At 63.7% G+C, this 18,454-nt stretch carries 26 protein-coding genes; 1 reads left to right on the top strand and 25 read right to left on the bottom strand.

Annotation, left to right across the window (positions count from 1 at the left end; translation table 11 throughout):
• Positions 1 to 2 precede the first annotated feature (2 nt).
• The 3 genes from LDJ84_RS11805 to LDJ84_RS11795 are packed head-to-tail and all read right to left on the bottom strand — an operon-like array spanning position 3 to position 2,194.
• Positions 3 to 1,181 (bottom strand): baseplate J/gp47 family protein, encoded by a 1,179-nt coding sequence (locus LDJ84_RS11805; protein ID WP_226046371.1) that lies wholly within the window; start codon positions 1,179 to 1,181, stop codon positions 3 to 5.
• Positions 1,182 to 1,535, bottom strand: a complete 354-nt coding sequence (locus tag LDJ84_RS11800) for a hypothetical protein (protein ID WP_226046370.1) — start codon at positions 1,533 to 1,535, stop codon at positions 1,182 to 1,184.
• Positions 1,532 to 2,194 (bottom strand): Gp138 family membrane-puncturing spike protein, encoded by a 663-nt coding sequence (locus LDJ84_RS11795; RefSeq protein WP_226046369.1) that lies wholly within the window; start codon positions 2,192 to 2,194, stop codon positions 1,532 to 1,534. The genes LDJ84_RS11800 and LDJ84_RS11795 overlap by 4 nt, the downstream gene beginning before the upstream one ends.
• A gap of 28 nt (positions 2,195 to 2,222) precedes the next feature.
• Here LDJ84_RS11795 and LDJ84_RS11790 point away from each other — a divergent pair, with 28 nt between their 5' ends.
• Positions 2,223 to 2,651: a hypothetical protein gene (locus tag LDJ84_RS11790; RefSeq protein ID WP_226046368.1), complete on the top strand. Its 429-nt coding sequence runs from the start codon at positions 2,223 to 2,225 to the stop codon at positions 2,649 to 2,651.
• On the opposite strand, the gene LDJ84_RS11785 is transcribed toward LDJ84_RS11790, so the two are convergent.
• The 22 genes from LDJ84_RS11785 to LDJ84_RS11685 all read right to left on the bottom strand — a co-directional run bounded on the left by LDJ84_RS11785 (position 2,648) and on the right by LDJ84_RS11685 (position 18,340).
• Positions 2,648 to 3,622: a phage protein gene (locus tag LDJ84_RS11785; RefSeq protein ID WP_226046367.1), complete on the bottom strand. Its 975-nt coding sequence runs from the start codon at positions 3,620 to 3,622 to the stop codon at positions 2,648 to 2,650. The two genes, LDJ84_RS11790 and LDJ84_RS11785, sit on opposite strands and share 4 nt — an antisense overlap.
• Positions 3,619 to 3,933 carry a phage baseplate plug protein gene (locus tag LDJ84_RS11780; protein ID WP_226046366.1) on the bottom strand — a complete coding sequence of 105 codons (315 nt, stop codon included), beginning with the start codon at positions 3,931 to 3,933 and terminating at the stop codon, positions 3,619 to 3,621. Before LDJ84_RS11780 ends, LDJ84_RS11785 begins: the two co-directional genes overlap by 4 nt.
• A gap of 3 nt (positions 3,934 to 3,936) precedes the next feature.
• A complete protein-coding gene (locus LDJ84_RS11775; protein ID WP_226046365.1) occupies positions 3,937 to 4,533 on the bottom strand; it encodes a phage baseplate protein in 597 nt (198 codons plus the stop codon).
• A gap of 1 nt (position 4,534) precedes the next feature.
• A complete protein-coding gene (locus LDJ84_RS11770; protein WP_226046364.1) occupies positions 4,535 to 6,454 on the bottom strand; it encodes a phage tail tip lysozyme in 1,920 nt (639 codons plus the stop codon).
• Positions 6,455 to 6,580, bottom strand: coding sequence for a DUF6889 family protein (locus LDJ84_RS30700; RefSeq protein ID WP_263987028.1), 126 nt, complete (start codon positions 6,578 to 6,580; stop codon positions 6,455 to 6,457). It abuts the gene before it with no gap.
• Between the two features lie 56 nt (positions 6,581 to 6,636).
• Positions 6,637 to 7,089, bottom strand: coding sequence for a phage tail assembly chaperone (locus tag LDJ84_RS11765; protein WP_226046363.1), 453 nt, complete (start codon positions 7,087 to 7,089; stop codon positions 6,637 to 6,639).
• The gene (locus tag LDJ84_RS11760) at positions 7,089 to 7,529 is read right to left on the bottom strand and encodes a phage structural protein (protein WP_226046362.1); all 441 of its coding nucleotides are present in this window, start codon (positions 7,527 to 7,529) and stop codon (positions 7,089 to 7,091) included. Before LDJ84_RS11760 ends, LDJ84_RS11765 begins: the two co-directional genes overlap by 1 nt.
• A gap of 14 nt (positions 7,530 to 7,543) precedes the next feature.
• A complete protein-coding gene (locus LDJ84_RS11755; RefSeq protein ID WP_226046361.1) occupies positions 7,544 to 9,025 on the bottom strand; it encodes a DUF3383 domain-containing protein in 1,482 nt (493 codons plus the stop codon).
• Positions 9,026 to 9,042: 17 nt separating this feature from the next.
• Entirely contained in the window at positions 9,043 to 9,594 is a 552-nt protein-coding gene (locus LDJ84_RS11750; RefSeq protein ID WP_226046360.1) for an LIC_12616 family protein, read from the bottom strand.
• Positions 9,595 to 9,597: 3 nt separating this feature from the next.
• A complete protein-coding gene (locus tag LDJ84_RS11745; protein WP_226046359.1) occupies positions 9,598 to 9,972 on the bottom strand; it encodes a hypothetical protein in 375 nt (124 codons plus the stop codon).
• Between the two features lie 4 nt (positions 9,973 to 9,976).
• Positions 9,977 to 10,540, bottom strand: a complete 564-nt coding sequence (locus tag LDJ84_RS11740; RefSeq protein WP_226046358.1) for a hypothetical protein — start codon at positions 10,538 to 10,540, stop codon at positions 9,977 to 9,979.
• Positions 10,540 to 10,923 (bottom strand): DUF4054 domain-containing protein, encoded by a 384-nt coding sequence (locus LDJ84_RS11735; RefSeq protein WP_057380682.1) that lies wholly within the window; start codon positions 10,921 to 10,923, stop codon positions 10,540 to 10,542. The genes LDJ84_RS11740 and LDJ84_RS11735 overlap by 1 nt, the downstream gene beginning before the upstream one ends.
• Positions 10,924 to 10,926: 3 nt before the next feature.
• Entirely contained in the window at positions 10,927 to 11,103 is a 177-nt protein-coding gene (locus LDJ84_RS11730; protein ID WP_226046357.1) for an STY1053 family phage-associated protein, read from the bottom strand.
• 10 nt (positions 11,104 to 11,113) lie between these two features.
• Positions 11,114 to 12,112 (bottom strand): DUF2184 domain-containing protein, encoded by a 999-nt coding sequence (locus tag LDJ84_RS11725; RefSeq protein ID WP_226046356.1) that lies wholly within the window; start codon positions 12,110 to 12,112, stop codon positions 11,114 to 11,116.
• A gap of 13 nt (positions 12,113 to 12,125) precedes the next feature.
• Positions 12,126 to 12,620 (bottom strand): hypothetical protein, encoded by a 495-nt coding sequence (locus LDJ84_RS11720; RefSeq protein ID WP_226046355.1) that lies wholly within the window; start codon positions 12,618 to 12,620, stop codon positions 12,126 to 12,128.
• A 10-nt stretch (positions 12,621 to 12,630) separates the two neighbouring features.
• Positions 12,631 to 13,932, bottom strand: coding sequence for a DUF2213 domain-containing protein (locus tag LDJ84_RS11715; protein ID WP_226046354.1), 1,302 nt, complete (start codon positions 13,930 to 13,932; stop codon positions 12,631 to 12,633).
• A gap of 37 nt (positions 13,933 to 13,969) precedes the next feature.
• A complete protein-coding gene (locus tag LDJ84_RS11710) occupies positions 13,970 to 14,704 on the bottom strand; it encodes a phage minor head protein (protein WP_226046353.1) in 735 nt (244 codons plus the stop codon).
• Positions 14,643 to 15,785: a DUF1073 domain-containing protein gene (locus LDJ84_RS11705; RefSeq protein ID WP_226046352.1), complete on the bottom strand. Its 1,143-nt coding sequence runs from the start codon at positions 15,783 to 15,785 to the stop codon at positions 14,643 to 14,645. The genes LDJ84_RS11710 and LDJ84_RS11705 overlap by 62 nt, the downstream gene beginning before the upstream one ends.
• Positions 15,786 to 15,897: 112 nt before the next feature.
• A complete protein-coding gene (locus LDJ84_RS11700; RefSeq protein ID WP_226046351.1) occupies positions 15,898 to 16,170 on the bottom strand; it encodes a hypothetical protein in 273 nt (90 codons plus the stop codon).
• Positions 16,163 to 17,818 carry a DUF4942 domain-containing protein gene (locus LDJ84_RS11695; protein ID WP_226046350.1) on the bottom strand — a complete coding sequence of 552 codons (1,656 nt, stop codon included), beginning with the start codon at positions 17,816 to 17,818 and terminating at the stop codon, positions 16,163 to 16,165. Before LDJ84_RS11695 ends, LDJ84_RS11700 begins: the two co-directional genes overlap by 8 nt.
• Positions 17,811 to 18,146, bottom strand: coding sequence for a hypothetical protein (locus LDJ84_RS11690; protein WP_226046349.1), 336 nt, complete (start codon positions 18,144 to 18,146; stop codon positions 17,811 to 17,813). The genes LDJ84_RS11695 and LDJ84_RS11690 overlap by 8 nt, the downstream gene beginning before the upstream one ends.
• Complete coding sequence (locus LDJ84_RS11685; RefSeq protein ID WP_017521974.1) at positions 18,143 to 18,340, bottom strand: TraR/DksA family transcriptional regulator; 198 nt, start codon at positions 18,338 to 18,340, stop codon at positions 18,143 to 18,145. The genes LDJ84_RS11690 and LDJ84_RS11685 overlap by 4 nt, the downstream gene beginning before the upstream one ends.
• Positions 18,341 to 18,454 lie beyond the last annotated feature (114 nt).

The following is an 18,454-nucleotide window of genomic DNA, read 5'->3' as shown; positions in this document are numbered from 1 at the left end:
GGTCAGGTCACCGTGATGGTTACGGAAGCTGGCGCGCACTGGGCGGCCTGATTGAAAGCCAGCGTTACGTCAGGAGTACCAGCGCCACCTGGCCCCGTCAGCGTCAAGCCGGTGATCTTGAAGGTGGTGTTGTTCGGCACACCGTTGGCAGCAGTGATAGCGTCTGCCCATTCCACCGAACCACTCAGGCCGCCACCGATCTCGACGCCGTTGATGTAGTCCGCGACGGCCTGTTGCACGGCGGCGCCAGTCACCGAGCTGTAGCCGGCCAGCGCTTTCAGTGTGATTGCGACCGTCATGGCCTGGTACGTTGGCCGGCAGAAGCGGATCGTCAGCGGACGCCCGTAGACGTCGGTGACCGTTTGCGATGTGGTTCCATAGGTTCCGGTGCCTGGCGTCTTCTTGTCCGCGATTGCTTGTGCGATCGCGGCAGCGTCACCGCCCTCCACCACCAGAGAGATGGAATGCGCCGGGATGCCAATGGCATCGGTGGCGTTCGTGTCGTTCTCGTAGGTGGCAAGCCGTGTCACGCCAGAAATGTTCGCTACCGCCCCCGTGGTTCCCTCCAGCACCGTCCGAGAAGGAAGCGCAACCGAAACCTGCTGCCGCTGGCGGAGCGCAGAGTCCGTTTCCACTGGAGCGCCAGGGTCTGCTGCGGACAGGTTCGTGACCGACTGCCAGCCTCTGGTCGGCGTTGCGATTACATTCACCTGGCCGATACCGGCGGAGATCGCGCCCATCTCGGTGCAGGTGGCAGTGACGGTGATCTCGCCCGCGGGCGGGATGATCACGGTAGCGGGGAGCGCCCAGTTGAAGCCTGACGCGTCGCGGGCAATTCCCTGAGTGATGACCGTGCCGGCCTGGCCGACGACTTTCAGGTCCACCTGCGAGTTGGTGGCGACCGCGCGGGAGATGCCGTTGATCTTCACGTTGCTGGAAAGGCCATTCCCCTGGCCGGTCAGCGGAGAGAACGAGTTGTAGGCGGCGATGGTCGCGGCGTTGGCGTCGCTGATGGCCAGCGCAAGCACCCCCAGGAACTGGCCGTCCTGGCTGTCGTTGCCCAGGTATACGTCCGCCCCGTAGATCGAGCGGTACTGCTGCTGCAGGTAGGCGAGCACCTCGGCATAGCTGGGCGCCGAGATGCCACTGGCGTCGATGATGGGGGCGGTCGAAGAGGCCATTCAGAGCGTCTCGCTGATAGTGGTCTGGCCGTAGGCCGTGGTGATGGTGCAGGTGATCGTCAGCTTTCTGCCGTTCGGCTCGAACTGGCTTTCGTAGCTGTCGATCTGCACCACGCCCTGGGTTCCCAGGATGCGGTTACGGATGGCCATGTCGTAGGTCGCCCTGGTGTGCTCGCCAAGGACCTCGGTCTGCCAGGGGGTGCCGTCAGAGGTGTCGACGAACCACTCGCCCTTGAAGAGCTGCAGGCGGGTCAGGACGGCCTGACCAACTGCCTCCGGCGAGTTCACGAGGAAGTCGGCGCGGCTGCCGCCGAAGGTGTAGTCGCCGTTGGCATCGAGTTTCCGGTACCTCATGGCGTCGGGCCTCCGCTGGTGCCGCTGCCTGTCGTGACGCCGGTGTGCCTGTGGGTCTGCAGGCTGATCGTCCCGGCCTTCACGTCGCCAGTGGTGTCGACGCGACCGTTCACCTTCACGTCCCCGTTGATGGTCACGAGTGGCGCTGACAGCGCCATCGGACCGGTCGTTGTGGCGTTGACTGCATGCGTTGCCGGGTTGATCTCGACAAAGGCGACACCGTCGTCGCTCCGCAGCTGTGCCGCGCTGGTGCTGACTGCGCCTATCACCCTCGGTTGTGACCGGAAGCCCAGCAGCGCGAAGCCGTCGGACAGGTCGTGCATCCGGAGTTCGGCCTGCGCCTGGATGCCGCCCGACTGCCACCAGGAGTCGATGCAGCGCGACGCGAACACCACCAGGCACTCGTCGTTCGGCTTCACCGGGAAGGTCAGCGTGCAACCGCCGCCGGCAGGGAACTGCACCGGGCAGTCCAGCAGGAGCGGCAGATTCACGGATGCCAGGGCCCCGGACTCATCCCGAACCAGCGCCTGGATGGCAGGCTGCACCGTGCAAGTCATAGCCGCCGCGTCGAAGCTCTGGATAATCCCTGGCAGTGCGGTCCACAATTTGGACTGCAGTCCGCCCAGGGCAATGGAAACCCACTCGATCGGATCAAGCATCCGCTCGCGTCTGTCCAAGGAGATCACCATGAAGAAGATGTTGTTGATCGGCGCGATGCTGCTTTCGGGAGCAGCGGCAGCTGGCGAGAAGGTTTTTCTGATGGATCAGCTCCCGCGCTTTGCGGGTGACACTGTGCAGCTCAAGGACATGAGTTATGTCCTCTATGCGGCACGCCCATGCGTCCTCCCTATTGTTCACGCGAAGGACATGCGGGGAGGAACCGTTCGCTACGGCGACGGAGTCCATAAGCTCTGTTGGGGCCTGACGCTGCGCAATGACGTCGTAATCGTGGATGATCTTGGTGAATCAGCAGCACCAACCCCCTTGTCGATCTATCGCGCCGCAGAGCTCTCCGGAAACGGAAGCGCGGTCATTACGAAGTCAATGGACAACAAGAAGAACTACGAGCCATGTCCACAGCTCGGTCCTGATCGCTGGTGCCCCAAGACCTACTAACCGTATGGCTTGACTGGGCCAACCGGGCCGACGCTCCCTGGTGTCTCTGGCCGATCAATCAGGCTCAGGGGGATCGTGGCGTCGATCGCCAGGCAGATCACATCTGTGTACCACTCGTTTCCTCGGCTATCACCGCTGTGATTCACCACGATAGAGCGATAGAAGCCATCGGCATCCAGGTGCACCGATACCTGCGCCATGGCGTTCTCTCTCTGATCACCGATTGCCAGGCCATATCGCATCCGCTGAATGCTGGCGTTGTTGATCTGCAGCCGGCGCCCGACCTTCACGCTGGGGTTCAGCAGCATCTTCACAGTGATGCCGTTCTGGGTTTGCTCCGGGAGTCCCACCATCCCGGTTGCCGAGTTCACCACGACCGCTTCGCCGGGCAGGTAGGCGGTGTTCGGAATCAGCGTCAGCTTGCCGTCCTGGAAGCTCCAGCTCAGGTCCTGCGTCTTGCCCAGGGTGTCCAGGTAGTCGCGGGCCATGCCGAACATGACTTTCCCGCGAGGGAGCTTGCTCGCCGATAGTGCACTGCCCTCGCCCATCGTGATCCCGCGCGATTCCATCGACTTCAGCGCGGCCTGCAGGTGGTCGTCCGGCGTAGAGCCGGCAGCCAGCGAGGTGTTCATCACCGCGAAGTTGTAGGCGCTATCGCCGTCGGCCGCAGTGATGTCGATGTAGGTGTCGGTCTGGCTTTCGCGCCCGCGCCGCACCTGCTTGATGGTGCCGTCGAAGATCACCCCGAAGTTTCCGGCGTAGCCGGCCTGCAGCACGATCCGCTCGAACTCTTTCTGCGCGCGCTGGGCAGTCTGGTCGCTGACGTTGTAGACCCGGATGTCCGCCGAGTTCGGCGTCTTCAGGTCTCCACGGCGCACCGAGAAACGGATGCGCAGGTTAGACAGGTCCAGAGCGGCCTGGTCGTTGCCGATCTTCAGGCTGATCTGCCGCAGGTATTGCGGAACGCTCATTCGTCGGTCCACCAGTAGAGATGGGAGCCTATGCCCAGGTTGTCGAACGTGGGCACGGCATCAGGCTCGGCAGTCGTCTGCACCCAGAGAGCAGCGGTGAAACCGAGGTGCGCATAGGCCGCCAGCAGGTTGCAGCCGGCCACCAGCGGGATTCCGTTGATGATGGGCGTGCCGCCGGAATCAGCGATGTCCAGCACCCACCCACCTTCTACGGCATTCCGCCACTGCACGCGCAGCTGATACTCGACACCGCTGAGGGTGATGCTGAACCGCTGGCCTTCTGGGCTCAGGGGAATTTCGAAGTTGGCCATCGGTCACCCGGTCCCATTAGGAGGCTGCCAGCCGCCTGGCGCTGGGAAGGCCTGGGCTGTTTGCTTGGACCCCATGTTCGCCACCTCGCCCGTAGCTTGCGGGTTCGCCTGGCTGTCGCGCGGCGGAAGCGTGGTCGCCTGGGTCTGCACGATGATCACCTGCCGGCAGACCACCGTGCACATCAGTGCATACTCGGTGGTCGGGTCCGTCGTCAGCGCCAGGCTTCGCATCAGCATGTTCTGGTAGGTCCGCTTCCCGGTCGACACATCGAACGGGATTCGCGATTCCTGCAGCGCCAGCAACTGGTTGTACACGCCCGAGACGTAGTCCGATCCGAAGGCGGACCCGCCGAAGATGGACGAGACAGCCTGGCGCAAACCCGAGAACAGGTTGCTCAGGCTGGAATTGCTCCACCCACAGCGGATCACCACCTCGGAAGGCTGCTTGAAGGCGTGGTCGTTGATGTTGGCGCCGAGCTCCACCGGATGCTCGGTGATCTGCAGGTTGTCGGTCCCGAGTTCCTCCAGGGTGACCATCGCGGTGATGGGCCCGATGGAGCGCTTCGGGTCGATCGAGATCAGGCCTGCGAAGTTGGGCATGTCAATTCACCGCTGAGGTCATGTTGCGGACCAGTTCCTCGTTCACGCGGCCTTGGGCGCCAGCGACTGCCTGCCCAGTGGCAGCAGGATCCGCGCTACCGCTCACGTTCACGTCCGTCTTCTGGTGGATCACAACCTGACTCCCTTGCGCCTGCTGGGTCATGGCGGCCTGGACGGCGTACCGATCGGGTGCGCGTGTTTCGAACTGGGATGCGGCATTAGCACGAATCAGCGCCTGGGCAGCGTCGTCGGCCTGAGCTGCCAGCCTGGCGCGCTCGAAGTCAGCCTGCTCGGCAGAGTTCATCTGCACGATGACCGGCCCGCGGCCGTTTGCCTGCTCCGCCAAGAGCGCACGCTCAAGATCAGCCCTATCCGCAATCTGCTGGGTAGCCAACAGGATCTTCTCGGCACTGGCAGAGCGCTTCGCCGCCTCCCCGTCCTTATCTGCCGGGCGTTCATAGTGACGGGAAACAACACTTCCAGCCTGGCCAGCGGACTTCGCCAGCCTGAGCAGGTCGCCCGCGCGCTTCTCAGCACCCTGGGTCATCTCGTAGTGCACGAAGCGCAGCTGATCCTCGAGGGAGGACTGGCGTATGTCCATCCCGGCCCACTGGCGGAAGGCTTCCTGCCTGTCCGGGTGCCACTGGCCCACGCCGTAGGCCTGGCCGCCATCCCCGACCGCCGTCGGGTCAAAACTGGATTCCGCAGACAGGTTGGCTGAGATGCCGGCCGCCTGCTCCTTGCTCCATCCCAGGCCCTCGAAGAAGTTGGCGACGCGGGCTGCCATGTCGTGACCGCCGGGCAGGTCTCCCGCCGCAGCATAATCAGCCCGTTTCCGGGCTCGCACCTCATCATCCTCCCCGACATTCAGCGATGACGAGTAGAGCATTGCTCCGGCCCCCACGGCGGCGGTACCAAGCAGCGATGTCAACGCGGGTGCGGCAGCTGCAGCCGCGGCAGAGCCGATACCAGTGCCGAGTCTGAAGAACGCCGCCGCCAGGTTCAGAATGCCCGTGACAACGGACGTCAGGCCCAGCGCCTTCATCAGGCCGAGCAGAACGATGATCTTGGTGCTCCAGCCATCGGTGGCTTCGTCCAGTTTCACGAAGAACTCATAGATGCTCTGGAGGTATGGCCCTGAGTCCTGGGCGAGCTGCAACAGTTTTTCGATGACGTCGACGATGCGCGCCGCGATCATCGGGCTGTTCTTCTCGAACCAGGTGGCGAACTTCTCCAGTTCAGGCCCCAGCCGGTGCATCAGTTGCGCCTGCACCTGGATCGACATGTTCTCGAACTGCAGGCCGATATCCCGCAGCTGCTGCATGAACGCGTGTGCGTCCTTGGTTGCCTGATCCAGGCCGCTGCCGGCGAGCGTCTTCCGGTTCTGCTCCACCTTCCTGGCGAAGTCGCCGTTGATGATTGCCCGGAGCGTGTTTTCGTCGATGCCCAGAACGGAGGCGTACTGGCGCGCCTGGTACCACGGCATGCTCCGCAACTGCTGGCCGAGACCGGTCAGCAGATCCGTCGTGTCCTTGATGTTCCCGTTGATGTCACGGGTTTCGACGCCAAGGCTCTGCAGGAAGCCCTCACCGCCCGGGTTGTCTCGCAGGAACCTGGCGACGCCCTCCAGCGACCCGCGTAGCTCGCCGGCCGTTGCCCCGAAATCGCGGGCCGCATACTCCGCGGCCTTGATGCTATCCGCCGAGGAGCCGATGCGCTGCGACGCGAAATAGAGCTCCTCGAGGTTCGAGGCGAAGGCGGACACCCCTGCGGCAACAGTCAGCGATGCGCCCGCCAGAGTGGTGACCAGACGGGTTACCGCAGTGGTGGCACCGTCGATCGATTTGGTGAAGGTCTTCAGCCCCTTCTCGTCGACCTTGAACCCGAGACCGACCAGGAATTCCTTGATCACGTCGGACATCTACTGGTTCTCCATCGCCTTGCGCATGCGCGCGTTGTTCTGTGCACGCATGAGCAGGTAATCGTTCATCAGGGCGATGTCATGCAGACCCAGGGTCCCATCAAGCAAGGACTCGTACTTGCACATCCCCTCGCCCACCGGCGACAGCAGCCAGTCCTCGCCATCAGGAAGCCTGGATAGCTCTACCGCTGGCCCGTCTGGAGCATCGACGTCGAGAGGAGCCCGGAGATAAAAGGGCCGAGGGATTCCCGGATCACCTGGAACCCGATCTGGATCATCGCCCCGGCATCGATGTCGTCGAACATGCAGACCTTCTGCCCGCTGTTCCAGACAGACATCCAGGCCGCCCCCTGCTGACGCTGCACGACAGACATGCAGGTGCCGAGGATGTACTCGGCGTGCTCATCGGACATGCTGGCGATGCCCTCGGCGAAGGGCTCCAGCAGGCCAGAGAGCGATGACATGTCGTCGCTATTCAGCGGCTTGCCGGATGCCTTCGTGGTCTCGGCAAGCTGCAGGAAGACCGGAATCAGGGTCGGGATGATCGGCGCAAGCTTGCGGGAAAGGTGGAACTGCCGCATGGCGTCGATCTTGGCACTGCGGTAGTTCTGGCCGTTTACGCTGAACTCAGCCATCAGTAGGTCCCCAGCAGTCCGTCGATTTTCGTCGAGTCGAACACCCACTCAACGATGTCGCCGTCCTTCCGGTAGTTCAGGTCCGGCCGCTTCTTGAAGGCGCAGGAGCGAGCCACGGTCGTATCGCCGTTGGCTGAGTTGGTGATGGTGATGACGTTGTTGCCCCAGGCCGACGAACTCAGCGACTGGGCATCGTACAGCGCCATCAACTGGGCGTTCTTCGGCGAGGTCTTCAGCAGACGCACGGTGACCTGGCCGGACTTGTCAGCGTGCAGCGAGTGCATGCCCTCGCCGTCGGAGCCGATCATCATGGTGTTCTTGTCACCGGCCGCGACGATGGAGATGCCCTCTTCTGCCGTCGCAGCGCCGGCGCCCAGGTCGATCACGGCCCCGGCGCCAACCAGGGTCGCGTTGACATCGATAAAGCTGTAGGTGCTCATTCAGTGCGCTCCGATCAGCGGTTGACGTTGACGATGACGTCGACGAAGTGGACGGCGCCGGCCAGCTTGACCGCCACCTGGATGACAGGGGCTTTTCGCGCTTCGCGATCGGCCTGCGACTGGGTAGCCACCGGCGGCGCGTAGACGTAGTAGCCGGTGCTCAGGAACTGGCCGGTCTTCAGCGCGCCGAACTCCGGGCCGTTCCACTGGCCTGGCGCCACCAGGCCATTCGCAACAGCCTGGTCCAGGCGCTGGCAGATGGTGGTGACGATGCGGTTGATGCCCTGGTCGGTCTGCGGAATCTTCGTGGTACTGGTGTACAGCAGGTTGTAGACCGCGGTCTGCAGATCGTTCTGCAGCCAATCCAGGCCGTGCACCTCATCGAAGAAGTACCCGTTGGCCATCACGCCTTCCTGGATGATGGCGGTGTCGTTGCTGTAGTTGACGAAGACGTTGCAGTTCTTCGCCTTCAGCGCTGCAGCCTGGGTCTCGTTGAGGCCCTCGGCAGTGACGCCCGGCTCCTGCTTGAACTTCAGGGTGATGGTCGTGTTGTTGCCCTGGAAGTTCACGGTGAAGGCCCTGCCGAAGATCGAGGCCGCGGCATACGGACTGCTGCTGGAGAACTGGTCGAAGGTGCGCTTGTAGTTGGCCGCCTTCAGCTTCGCCACGATGTCGGTGGTGCTGGTGCCGTCCAGGGCCAGAGCGTTCTGGGTGGTGTAACCGAAGATGCGCGACTGCCCGGTTCCCTCGATGAAGGCGGCCACGGCCAGCACGTCGCTCTCGCTCAGGCTGGCGTCAGCGACCAGCAGGCCATACCAGGCATTGGACATGCCGGCGATGTCAGCAACGGCATCCACCAGCGACTCGGAAGCCACACCGTTGACCGGGGCCGAAGCCACACCAGTTACCAGGCCAAGCAGCGCGGAGATATCCGTGCCAGTGGTCGGCGCAGAGGCATAGGTGATGGTCGAGGTCGCACCGGTGGTGCTGCTGGTGATCTCGAAACGATCGAAGTCCGCATTCCAGACGCAGGTGCCCGACGCGCCAAGCTTCGCGGTCACGGCCGAGGCCACGCCGTTCAGGTTGGTGACGGCAGACAGGTCGACCGCGCTCAGGGTCTTCAGGGTGCCGTCGATGGTGATCTTCATGCCGCCGGCGGTGACCGCGGTGAAGTTCGCCAGGGCCTGCTGGGCTTCGGACAGCGCGCCGCCCTTCAGCAGTGCAGAGGTCGCGGTCTTGGCCCAGCGGCCGACAAACAGCGTCTCCGGCTGCGGCGACTGGCTGTAGTAGAGGTTCGCGGCCAGGTACTCGGGGGCGCTGGTACCGAAGTCAGCCACCACGCCATCCAGGCTGGAGTACTGGCGGATGCGCTCGTTGACGTCGACCACCGGCGAGGAGCCGAGGATCAGCAGCGCACCGAAGTCTCTGGTGGCTGCCGCCTTGGGAGACATGACGACCTGGACGCTCACCACGTCCGAAACGGCGAGAGTTTGCATTGAGTTCTCCGATGGAGTCAGCCGGTGATGACGGTGGTATCAGCGGACAGGATGTTGAGCACCGGGTAGGTGCGTTCGATCTTCCGGCGCAGCCGGATGCGCAGGTCGTAGCGACGGACCCACTGTTGGTTGAGCAGGTCGGGCGCGGCGATCAGGTCGCCTGCCTCAACGAATGCCAGGTTCTGCGCGCGCAGAGCCTCGCTGTTCTGCGGGACGTACATGCCGTCGCTCAACAGCTGGCCGTAGGCCTGGGCATTGGGCCCATAGAAGGTGGCCAGCAGGATCACGTCCTGGTGGCGCTGGTACTGATCGGCACCGTCTCCGGCGCTGTCGTGCTCGATCGCAGGGTTGGCGTCCTGCTTTGTGTGCATCACACCGATGGCGCACCAGTCGACGCTGGGCTCTGGCTGCTTCGGGTTTCCCGGCTGCCAGCGCGGCCGGACCATCTTGCCCGGGAGCCCTGTGATGCCGGCGACCATCGGTTGCAGGATGTCCTCCAGGGCATCGTCTGCGGGCGTAGGAGTGCCCGCCGGCGTCAGGTATCCGCCGGATGCTGAAGTGTTCGCCATGGGTTATCCCGCCAGGGGTAGAAGGTCGCAGGAGGCAGCCACGAAGCCACGGCCGAAGTGGCTGTAGTCGTTGACGTTGGCCACGGTGTAGTCGCGGCCCTGCCAGGTGACGACGTCGGCGATGCTTTCCTCGCCGCTGCCAGCTGTGAGACGGAACATCGTGTGGATGGTGATAGAGCCTTTCTTGCGTTCGCCGCCGGCTATCCGCTCCAGGATGTCGCCCTTGTCGCTGGTGACCACGGCCGCGAAGGGTGTCGAGGTCACGACGTTGGTCGCGCGACCGTTGTCGCCGATGGCCTGGACGGAGCGTTTGCAGACCAGCCCCGTGTCCATGAAATCCGGATCGAGGAGGATTTCAGTGACATCGAGCTGGGCCACAGGACTATTCCTTCTTGCGGATGACGTAGGTGAGCGAGTTGCGGAGCTGGCCGGTATTGATCAGCGGACGAATTCCCGCTTCGTCCTGGGCCTGCTCCGGCGTGGCGCCGTTGGCGATCAGTTCCAGGTACTTCTTCTCGGCCGCGCGCATCGACTTGGTGCTGCGGCTCTTCCGCCGGTTGCGGACGGTTGCAGGCGACAACGGCTCGAAGTCGCCGGAGGTGATCTTGTGTCGCGCGCCAGACGAGGCAGCCAGGCCAGCTGCATTCAGCTCCGTCTGCACCTTGGTGCTGTCGCCATTCATGGCCGCGCTGGCCGCCTTCTGCAGGTGGCTCGTGATGCTCTCCTGGGTGTCTTCCACGCCAGGAATGAGAAATGGCCGCGCCGGGATGTTCTGTGCCGGCGAGCCATTCTCGTGGACGTAACCCAGCTGGGCGTTGTTCATTGGCTGCGGGTCTTCGTCATTACGCTCCGCCTGGCTGGCAGGGATGCCGACGAGGACTTCCTGCCCGACGAGGCGCCGGATCGACGCCAGGACCTGGCCGACGTTGTCCTTCGTCACCTTCATCACAGCTGGATGCCCCCGGTGCCGACCATGCGGGCCAGTTGCAGGAACTGGATGCCGTAGGTTGTCAGGTTGAAGAAGCCGCCATCTTCGAGGGTCGCTGCGCCGCTGTCGTAGCCGGCGCTGACCTTGTCGACCGCCTTGCTGGTAAGCGGCCCCTTCACTTGCCCGGGCGCACCGCCAACCGCAGCCGTAGCCTGGTTGCCGGCGGCCAGCGCCAGGTTGTGGGCCGCGAACAGCTCCATGCCGATGTCCAGATAGTCGCACCAGCGGTCAGCTGGCAGCGTCTTGCTGGCCAAGTCCAGCCAGAGGTTCACCGCCGAATCCGGGTATTTCACCGGGTCGTTGAACTCGGGGAAGTCCTGGCGGAACTTGGTGGCATCCATCGGTCAGTCCTTCTTGCCTTCGGCGTCTGCCTTGGCTTTGGGTTTCGGCTGTTCGAGATGCGCCTGCACGAACCAGTGGTCGAGGTGTTTGTCCTCGATGTCCTGGGTGCCGGCGGCAAACTCGACGATGCCATCCGGAGTGTTCAGCTTGAATGGCTTGAGCACGTTGCGAGTAGCCATGATGCTCTCCTCAGATGCCGTCGCGGTAGCCGATGGTTTCCGGGTAGACCACTTCCACCACGCCCAGGCGGCCGTAGTAGGTGGTGATCTGGCGGATGCCACGGTATTCCAGCGGAGTGCGCTGCAGCGGCACCATCGGGAAGCGGACGCGGTCCTGCTCGTTGGTGTACGCCATCATGCGGTTCTTGTTGCTGACGCCGCGGCCGGTCAGCCACTTCAGCGGCTGGATGTTCAGCGGCGAGCCATTGATGGAGTTGGACAGGCTGTTGACGCGCAGGAACTCTAGGATGGAGATGTTGCCGGCGTCGGACACGATGCGGCTCACCAGGGAGCTGTAGGACACCGGGTCCAGGCGCAGTTCGCGCGGGCAGATGGCGAAGCCCGAGGCAGCCCACACGCTGTTCAGCAGGTCGTTCACATCGGCCAGGATCTGCGCCGGAGTGGCGGTACCCCAGGTGCCGGTGACGGCGTTGCTGACGTTGGTGACGGTGGCAGCGTTGACCAGGCCGGTCACACCGAGGTCGGCGTCACCGATGTACACCTGCTCATCGGTGTCCATGTTGTGCTTGAGCTGCATGCCGGTGAACTTCTGGGAGTCGACCGGGCGGCCCAGCTGCTGAGCGGAAGCCAGTTCCGGCAGGGTCCAGGACAGCTCCATGCCCCACAGGGTCAGCGGGCTGGCGGTCTTGCCGATGTCCAGCGCCAGCGAGGCGATGGAGCTGGAGTCCTTGCCGATCCAGGCCTTGCCGTTCGGGCTGGTGCCGCCCACGGCGGCGAAGGTGCTGTTGGTGAAGCTGGACATCTCGTCCGCGATCGACACGTCCTCGCGAAGCTGGATGTCGCGTGACCAGGTCACGGACGCCAGCGGGCCGTGCAGGTTCTGGTCCAGGCGTTCCAGCTCACCGATGAGGAACACGCCGGTGGAGTCGATGGTTGCCGCGTCGAAGGTCATCATCGAGTCGCGGGTGTGCGCACGTTTGATAGCGCGCGGCAGGATCAGGTTGCTCATCGAGCTATCTCCGTCAGATGTTGTAGGCGATTTCGACGTTGCCGGAGGCATCCGCCGGGCCCATGAAGGTGGCAGTGGTGATCGCCACGGTGTTGGTCGAGTCGGCCGCGGCCTCGATGCCGCCGATGGGTTTGCCGGCGGCAGCGGCAGCCACGCGGACGTACACCTGGCCGTCCTTCGCGGCGGTGCCGGCGTTCAGCTTCACGGTCATGTAGCCGCGTCGCAGAACATCGGCGACGCCTTTGGTGGGCGGGGTCGAGGTGCCGAGCGGGTCGGAACCGGAGCCGCCGGTGATCGGGTACGGGCGAACCAGCAGGCCGTACTCGGTGCCAGCAGTGTCGCCCGCGCCGAACGGCACGAACTTCTCGCTGGCGATCTTCCCGAACAGGCCGAAGCCGGCGAACGGCAGCGACGGGTTCAGGAATACCGGCTCGATGGTGGATTGGCTGGCACGGGTGACATCACCCGGAATGCCCGCCGGCATGCGGTACAGGAATGCGTTGTTCATCGGGTGGTCCTCAGTTGTTGCCCTGGCCTTGCCAGTGCTTGCGGTTTGCGGCGTTGATCTCGGCGATCGACTTGGTCTTGCCGAAATCACGGGTGACGGAGGCGGTGCGCGCGGCCTTGTCGTTGTTGCGGACCTTGGCCAGCTCGCTCGCGCCGTTGAAGGCAGCGGCCACCTGGTCGGCGGTCAGCTTGTCCAGGGCGCGGCCGAACAGGAACGGCTCGACCACGGCCTTGCCGGAGTCGGTGGCCATGGCCTTGGTCAGCGCCTGGCGCTGGCAGCTGCAGATGTGGTCGGCAACCTTCACCTTGCCGTCACGGGTGCCGAAAGTGATGCCCGGCACCAGAATCTCGGCGCGGGAGCGCAGATCGGTCAGCGCGGCGCTGTCGCCGGTGTAGGTCTCGCCGCCGGCGTCGGGATTGTTTTTGGCCTTCTCGGCTTCGAGGACGTCGTCATTGGTCTCTTCGGACTCTTCTTCGTCCTCGTCCTCAGTTTCTTTCTTCTCGGCTTCCATATCACCGACGCGCTTGGTCAGCGCCTTGATATCGGCCGAAAGCGCGCGAATGGCGTCGAGGGTCGCGGAGTCGCCGGTCTTGGCCTTCTCTTTGCTTTCTTCTTCCTCTTCCTCGTCGGCGGTTTCGGCTTCCTTGGCCAGGGCCTCGGCTGCCTCGGCGTCCTTGGACATGAAGGCCGCGCGCAGGCGATCGGCGAAGCTGCGTTTCTTGGTCTTGCTCATGGTGTCGGAGTCTCCGATTGCGCAGCGCGGGCCACAGCGGCCACGCTCTACCAGTGCTACGTGGTTGCCCACGATGGTGGTCTGACGCCCTCGGCCGGGAGCCAGTTGTTCATAGTCCGCGTCGTAGCCGCAGGAGACCTGCCGCAAACGTTCGCTGTTGGGGTCGTTGTCTCTGCGTACCAGCTCGATGGCTTCGGCATCGGTAATGAGCAGGTCAGCCAGCATCAAGTCCTGCTCGACGTCGGTACCGCGCCGAACGTTCTGGACGATGCCGACACTCAGCTGTCGCCAGTTCGCCGGGGTCACGAACTCGTCGGGGTGCGAGAGCGTCACCGGCTTTCCTTCGAAACTGGCCATCGTCTCGGCGCGGAATACCTCGTCCGCGTTGCGCTCAATGGTCACCAGACCGCCAGGGCCGCCCTCGACCGGGATTTCGCTCTCGTCGTAGATCAGCGTGCCGGTGCGAGCGATGGGGACCGCTTCGCAGAGCAGAAAGCCTTCCGGCGTCATGCGCTGGCGGGCGCTCAAGGTCTCGGGCGTGAACCAGCGGCCGGCGTCGTCTTGCGTCCTTACCTGCATGGTGTGCACTCACAAAAAACCCGCCATGCGGCGGGTGTCATTCGGGGATTACGGGCTCTGGCCAGCACCTGCAGTTCGGCAGGCAGCCGGCGTGGCCGGTGAGCTTGTCCAGGGTGGGAGGGTCGGACCAGGGAATGAACTTCCCTTCCATGTCCTTGTGCGAGCTGCGCACCGTGCCGTCGTGGGCAGTCCGCCAGATGTAGCCCTCGCTTCCGGTGGCCTTGGCCCGAGCCTCGGTAAGCGTCGCAGCGGTACGCGACACCTCGGTGCGGGCGATCAGCTGCGCGCGACTGGTAGCCACCTCGCCGGAGCGCTGAATCTCCTTCGCGATCTCGTTCGCCCTGGTGGCGTCCTCGATCCCCTGCACCGTCAGGTCGTGCACTCGCTTGGCGGCGTCGAGCGGGATGCTCTTGATCAGCGTGACCTGTTCGGCGAGGAGCCCACGCATCGTCGCGCCGGTGTCGGCGTGCAGGATTTCGTCCCGCAGCGCCTTGGCCATCTCCTCGGTGCGTGCCGCCCAGGCCTTCCGGTCCTGCTGGTTCACGTCGGCAATCATTCGTCCGCCAGTGGCGATGGCCCAGTCGTTCAGCGCATCAGCGTACCGGCGCAGGATTTGGCTGATGGTCGGGTCGGCGGCGGGATCACCTGGCGGGAAGCCGTTGATGATCGATCCGACCTGTCGGGCCACCTGGGTCAGGCTGCGCTGGTACTCACGCTCCGCCCGGCTGGTCTTGACCGGATTCCGGTTTTTCTTCCGGTCGATCGTTCGCATCGGGCAGTTCCAGAGTCTCGGCACCAGGCGGCGGGTCGTTCTCCGCCTCCGTGATGTCCTCGTCGGTGATGTTCGACCAGAGGCCGGTGGTCTGGCTGGACTGGCGCATTTCCTTCAGTGCCGTCGCCCGGCTGATGATCCCGGCGTCGTAGGCCTCGACGATCGACGAGGTGTCCTTGCTACCGATGTCCGCCTTCTCGGTGTCAGTGAGCTGCCAGAGCGGTCGGAACTGGAAGTCCCAGCCTTCGGGCATTTCCTTACCCAGCACCGAGCGCGAGACAACCTCCAACAGCGTGGTGACGCCTGGACGCAGGTCTCTGTCCTGCCAGGCTGCCACGTTGTCGTAGTAGGTGCGCAGGTCGCTGTCTCCGGCGCTGTTCAGACCTCCAGGTGATTGGCCGAACAGGCGAACCAGCGGAATCTGCAGTGCGCCGGAGATCTGCTCGCCGAAGCTGAGCAACAGCTCGGCCAAGCCGGAGAAGCTGTACTGATGCGCCTCGAACTCGTCCGACGAGTCCATGAGGGTGAGCCCCTCGTTGGATTGATACAGCCGGATCATCTCCATCTGCTTGACGAAGGCCTCGAAGGCCTTGCCACCCATGGCGATCAGCTCGCGGAGCTTCTCGACCTTGTAGGTCCGCAGGTGCGCCTTGTAGACAAGCTGCGCGGCGCCTGAGCTGGTGCTGTCGAAAGCGATCAGGCGATCCCACAGCCGCTCCAGCACCGACTGGCCCCAACCGTTCTCGGCGATGCGCTGCCAGTACGGGAGCTGGACGCCTTCCAGGCGGATCACGCGGGTGTAGTGGATCTTCTGGTTGATCAGTGCCTGAGCATCCGCCACCACGGTGTAGAACTTCGGCTTGCCGAGGTTCGGACCAAACTCGGTGACAAGGTTTTCCAGCGATGGCTGCACCAGCCAGCGGTCCAGCACCAGCAGGCCCTTGAACTGGCCTTTGACCGCGTGCTCATGGAACCAGGCTGCGCTGGTGTAGGCGCGGACAATGGCGATGCCGTTGCCGTGGGCCAGGAACTTCTCCAGCCATGGCACATGCCCATTCCGTCCGCCAAAGGGTGGATTCATGAACACGAACCCATCCCAAGGCTGCGCCAGGCCGTCATCGCTGATTGTGAACACCCGGTCAGCAGGAACCCAGTGTGAAGCGCCTGGACTGCAGGGGTCGAGGTCGAAGCGTTCACCAATCGCCTGCAGCATGTCCGGTGAACTGCTCGTGCCAGACCTGATCGTCGAATTGGCGGCTGTCGACCCAAGCAACTGCGGCCAGCTCGCGCAGGAGTGACCAGTAGCGCTTGTTCTGCTCAATGGATCGTTTGGACTTGAGCGGGCGAAGGACGAGCTCATACCCACCCTGCGCGTCGCGCATGAGGCCCTGAACGAGATTCCAGGCGGCAACGAAGGCCGGTCGAATTCCTGCGGCGCCCTGGATGCGGAAGGTGCGGTCAGCCATGGCGCACCTCCGCAGCAAGGATCACTACGCTGACCGAGGTTCCGGAAAACTCGTTCTCGAAGACTTGCGAATACTCGTGGTCGAAGCCTTCTAGCAGCTGCTTACCCTTGGTCGTAGCCGGCAGGATAGCGATGAGTCTACCGCTCACCGGGTTCAGCATGCTGGCAGCGTGCTGCAGGTGCGCCTGCCACCGGCCCTCACTGAAGGGAGGGTTCATCACGATGCGATCGAACGGCTTCTCGCTAACGAACTGCAGGAAGTCCGCCTGCATGGTGACGTGCCCCTTAGCCTTCAGTATCTGACAGTGCAGATCGCTGATCTCAACGCAGATGGTACGTGAGGACGGCATTAGGTCAGCCAGACCGCCTTGTCCGGCGCTCGGCTCAAGGCAGGTATGGTCCTGACCAATTTTCGCAAACTCGATTGCCTTCTCAGCAACGCCCGCAGGAGTTGGATAGAACTGATGCGACTTGTGGTCGGGGATGCAGCCTGAGCAAACTACCTGGTCCAGCACCTCGCGCGGGTGATAGTCGAACTGCCAGTAGCCTTTTTCCTTCACGCCACCGAGGGCGACCAACACATTTTCGGCCTCGGCCATCGCGGCCTTGTCGTATTGGCCGTAGTCGAAGCGCAGGGCGTTGGGGATGTCGCGGTAGCGCTCCGGCCAGTCGGGCTTGATGCGCTCGCTTGCCTGGCGCATGCCCGCCAGTATGCCGACCACAGCGAACGGAAGCGGCCGGTCGAATAGCTCGAAGTCCTTGATCTTCTTCGCGCGCTTCGGCTTCGTCCGGAACTCGGCCGGGATTGCCGCCGGGTACATGCTGGCCAAGATGCCATTGAGGCGCCAGGCCATGTCCGGGTGGACTTCCAGGTGGGCCGTGCCGACCCCGCCGTAGACGCGAATGCGCAGCGCCCCGCCGTCGACCGTCATCCACTGGCCATTCTGGCGGCTCGCCGCCTTAGTCACAGGGTCCGTCGCGCCGTACTTCGGCTCGTCGCGGCCCATGAACTTCGCGATCACACAGCGCAGGTCGTTGATGTGGCCGTGGGTCTGATAGCTGAACACATTCTGGATGATCATTCGCTTGCCGAAGCCCTGCGGCTGGTTCGTCACGTGCTGGCGGCTCAGGGCGCGGAAGATGCCGTCGACGCGCTCAGCGAGGAACTGCGCGCGGTTGGCCAGCAGGCCGCCCAGGGTGGCCCGCACGGTCTGTTCCTCGAACTCCGGCAGTGCAGGCATATCCTTCTCGCCGGTATGGCGGTTCGCCTTGCGCCCTTCCGGGTTGCGGATCTGCTCGAACCACTCTTCGCGGCGCGCCTGCGGCATGTAGTCGAGCACGTCCGTCAGTCGAAGCGCGCGGTTCCAGAAGTCGGCATTTAGCTGGGCGATCGCGCCTTCCACCCGGAACAGCTGGTCCACGGCCTTCGGCAGCGTGTGGCGCTGCTCAGAGACGTTGCCCTCGACGAAGTAGTGCAGCACGCCGTGGCACTGCTCAGAGCGAACGGCTTGGGCCATGGCGCTGATTCTGGCGCGGGTCGTGTTGTACTGGCCGATCAGGCCGTCCACGAGGTCGGCAGACATCGGCGCGAAGAACTGATTAGCGTCGTCAATTACGTCGCCGGCGAAAATTTTCTCGACACTACCCATGGCGACGTTCCTCCAGCTCAGACCCCCGCATGAATGGCATGAACGACAGGTCGAGGCGGCACTCACCGAACGAGAAACTGATCGTGGTGGCGATGCGTCCGTGCTCTTTCTGTTCGTACCCAGTCACTTGCTCGATGGCAAACTCGCGAGTGATCTGGTCGACGACGGTCTGGGGTTCGCTAACTTCCTTTGCCCATGGGATGCACACCAGATCGAAGTCAGCAGCGAGGCTACCGTGGATCGAAAGCGCATAGCCGTGCTGGCGTGCTACCTCGGCAAGTTGTGCGTAGACACAGGCGTAGACTGGCGCGAAATTGGCTGGCTTCATTTCCGCACCTCACTGATCTCTTGGCAGTCAACGCAGCGGCGCACACCCGGCACAGCCTCACGCCGCAGCAGGTGAATCTCCTCACCGCAGTCCTCGCAGTGAGTAGCGCTCTGCCCTACGTACTGCACGCGGCCAAAGAGACGGTCTGCTAGTTCCTGCTCGGCGTAGTCGTTGGCAAGATCTACGATGTCCATTCAGGCAACTCCTATGACTGCAGCCAGAGCGATGCAGATGCATGCGCCGATGAGATCCCCACGCTCAAGCGAGAGGAAGCCGAAGAAGGCGGGGATTACGAGAAGGGAGAGGTC

Origin of the sequence: Pseudomonas sp. HS-18 (assembly GCF_020401845.1) — a bacterium.
In the GTDB taxonomy this organism is placed as follows: Bacteria; Pseudomonadota; Gammaproteobacteria; order Pseudomonadales; family Pseudomonadaceae; genus Pseudomonas; species Pseudomonas nitroreducens.
The sequence above is the reverse complement of the archived record's forward strand: the minus strand, read 5'-3'. Positions and strand labels throughout refer to the sequence as shown.

Coding starts and splice junctions, on each gene's coding strand:
- LDJ84_RS11805 (WP_226046371.1), bottom strand. CDS start 1,181: ATGGCCTCTTCGACCGCCCCCATCATCGACGCCAGTGGCATCTCGGCG.
- LDJ84_RS11800 (WP_226046370.1), bottom strand. CDS start 1,535: ATGAGGTACCGGAAACTCGATGCCAACGGCGACTACACCTTCGGCGGC.
- LDJ84_RS11795 (WP_226046369.1), bottom strand. CDS start 2,194: ATGCTTGATCCGATCGAGTGGGTTTCCATTGCCCTGGGCGGACTGCAG.
- LDJ84_RS11790 (WP_226046368.1), top strand. CDS start 2,223: ATGAAGAAGATGTTGTTGATCGGCGCGATGCTGCTTTCGGGAGCAGCG.
- LDJ84_RS11785 (WP_226046367.1), bottom strand. CDS start 3,622: ATGAGCGTTCCGCAATACCTGCGGCAGATCAGCCTGAAGATCGGCAAC.
- LDJ84_RS11780 (WP_226046366.1), bottom strand. CDS start 3,933: ATGGCCAACTTCGAAATTCCCCTGAGCCCAGAAGGCCAGCGGTTCAGC.
- LDJ84_RS11775 (WP_226046365.1), bottom strand. CDS start 4,533: ATGCCCAACTTCGCAGGCCTGATCTCGATCGACCCGAAGCGCTCCATC.
- LDJ84_RS11770 (WP_226046364.1), bottom strand. CDS start 6,454: ATGTCCGACGTGATCAAGGAATTCCTGGTCGGTCTCGGGTTCAAGGTC.
- LDJ84_RS30700 (WP_263987028.1), bottom strand. CDS start 6,580: ATGTGCAAGTACGAGTCCTTGCTTGATGGGACCCTGGGTCTGCATGAC.
- LDJ84_RS11765 (WP_226046363.1), bottom strand. CDS start 7,089: ATGGCTGAGTTCAGCGTAAACGGCCAGAACTACCGCAGTGCCAAGATC.
- LDJ84_RS11760 (WP_226046362.1), bottom strand. CDS start 7,529: ATGAGCACCTACAGCTTTATCGATGTCAACGCGACCCTGGTTGGCGCC.
- LDJ84_RS11755 (WP_226046361.1), bottom strand. CDS start 9,025: ATGCAAACTCTCGCCGTTTCGGACGTGGTGAGCGTCCAGGTCGTCATG.
- LDJ84_RS11750 (WP_226046360.1), bottom strand. CDS start 9,594: ATGGCGAACACTTCAGCATCCGGCGGATACCTGACGCCGGCGGGCACT.
- LDJ84_RS11740 (WP_226046358.1), bottom strand. CDS start 10,540: ATGAAGGTGACGAAGGACAACGTCGGCCAGGTCCTGGCGTCGATCCGG.
- LDJ84_RS11735 (WP_057380682.1), bottom strand. CDS start 10,923: ATGGATGCCACCAAGTTCCGCCAGGACTTCCCCGAGTTCAACGACCCG.
- LDJ84_RS11730 (WP_226046357.1), bottom strand. CDS start 11,103: ATGGCTACTCGCAACGTGCTCAAGCCATTCAAGCTGAACACTCCGGAT.
- LDJ84_RS11725 (WP_226046356.1), bottom strand. CDS start 12,112: ATGAGCAACCTGATCCTGCCGCGCGCTATCAAACGTGCGCACACCCGC.
- LDJ84_RS11720 (WP_226046355.1), bottom strand. CDS start 12,620: ATGAACAACGCATTCCTGTACCGCATGCCGGCGGGCATTCCGGGTGAT.
- LDJ84_RS11715 (WP_226046354.1), bottom strand. CDS start 13,932: ATGCAGGTAAGGACGCAAGACGACGCCGGCCGCTGGTTCACGCCCGAG.
- LDJ84_RS11710 (WP_226046353.1), bottom strand. CDS start 14,704: ATGCGAACGATCGACCGGAAGAAAAACCGGAATCCGGTCAAGACCAGC.
- LDJ84_RS11705 (WP_226046352.1), bottom strand. CDS start 15,785: ATGAATCCACCCTTTGGCGGACGGAATGGGCATGTGCCATGGCTGGAG.
- LDJ84_RS11700 (WP_226046351.1), bottom strand. CDS start 16,170: ATGGCTGACCGCACCTTCCGCATCCAGGGCGCCGCAGGAATTCGACCG.
- LDJ84_RS11695 (WP_226046350.1), bottom strand. CDS start 17,818: ATGGGTAGTGTCGAGAAAATTTTCGCCGGCGACGTAATTGACGACGCT.
- LDJ84_RS11690 (WP_226046349.1), bottom strand. CDS start 18,146: ATGAAGCCAGCCAATTTCGCGCCAGTCTACGCCTGTGTCTACGCACAA.
- LDJ84_RS11685 (WP_017521974.1), bottom strand. CDS start 18,340: ATGGACATCGTAGATCTTGCCAACGACTACGCCGAGCAGGAACTAGCA.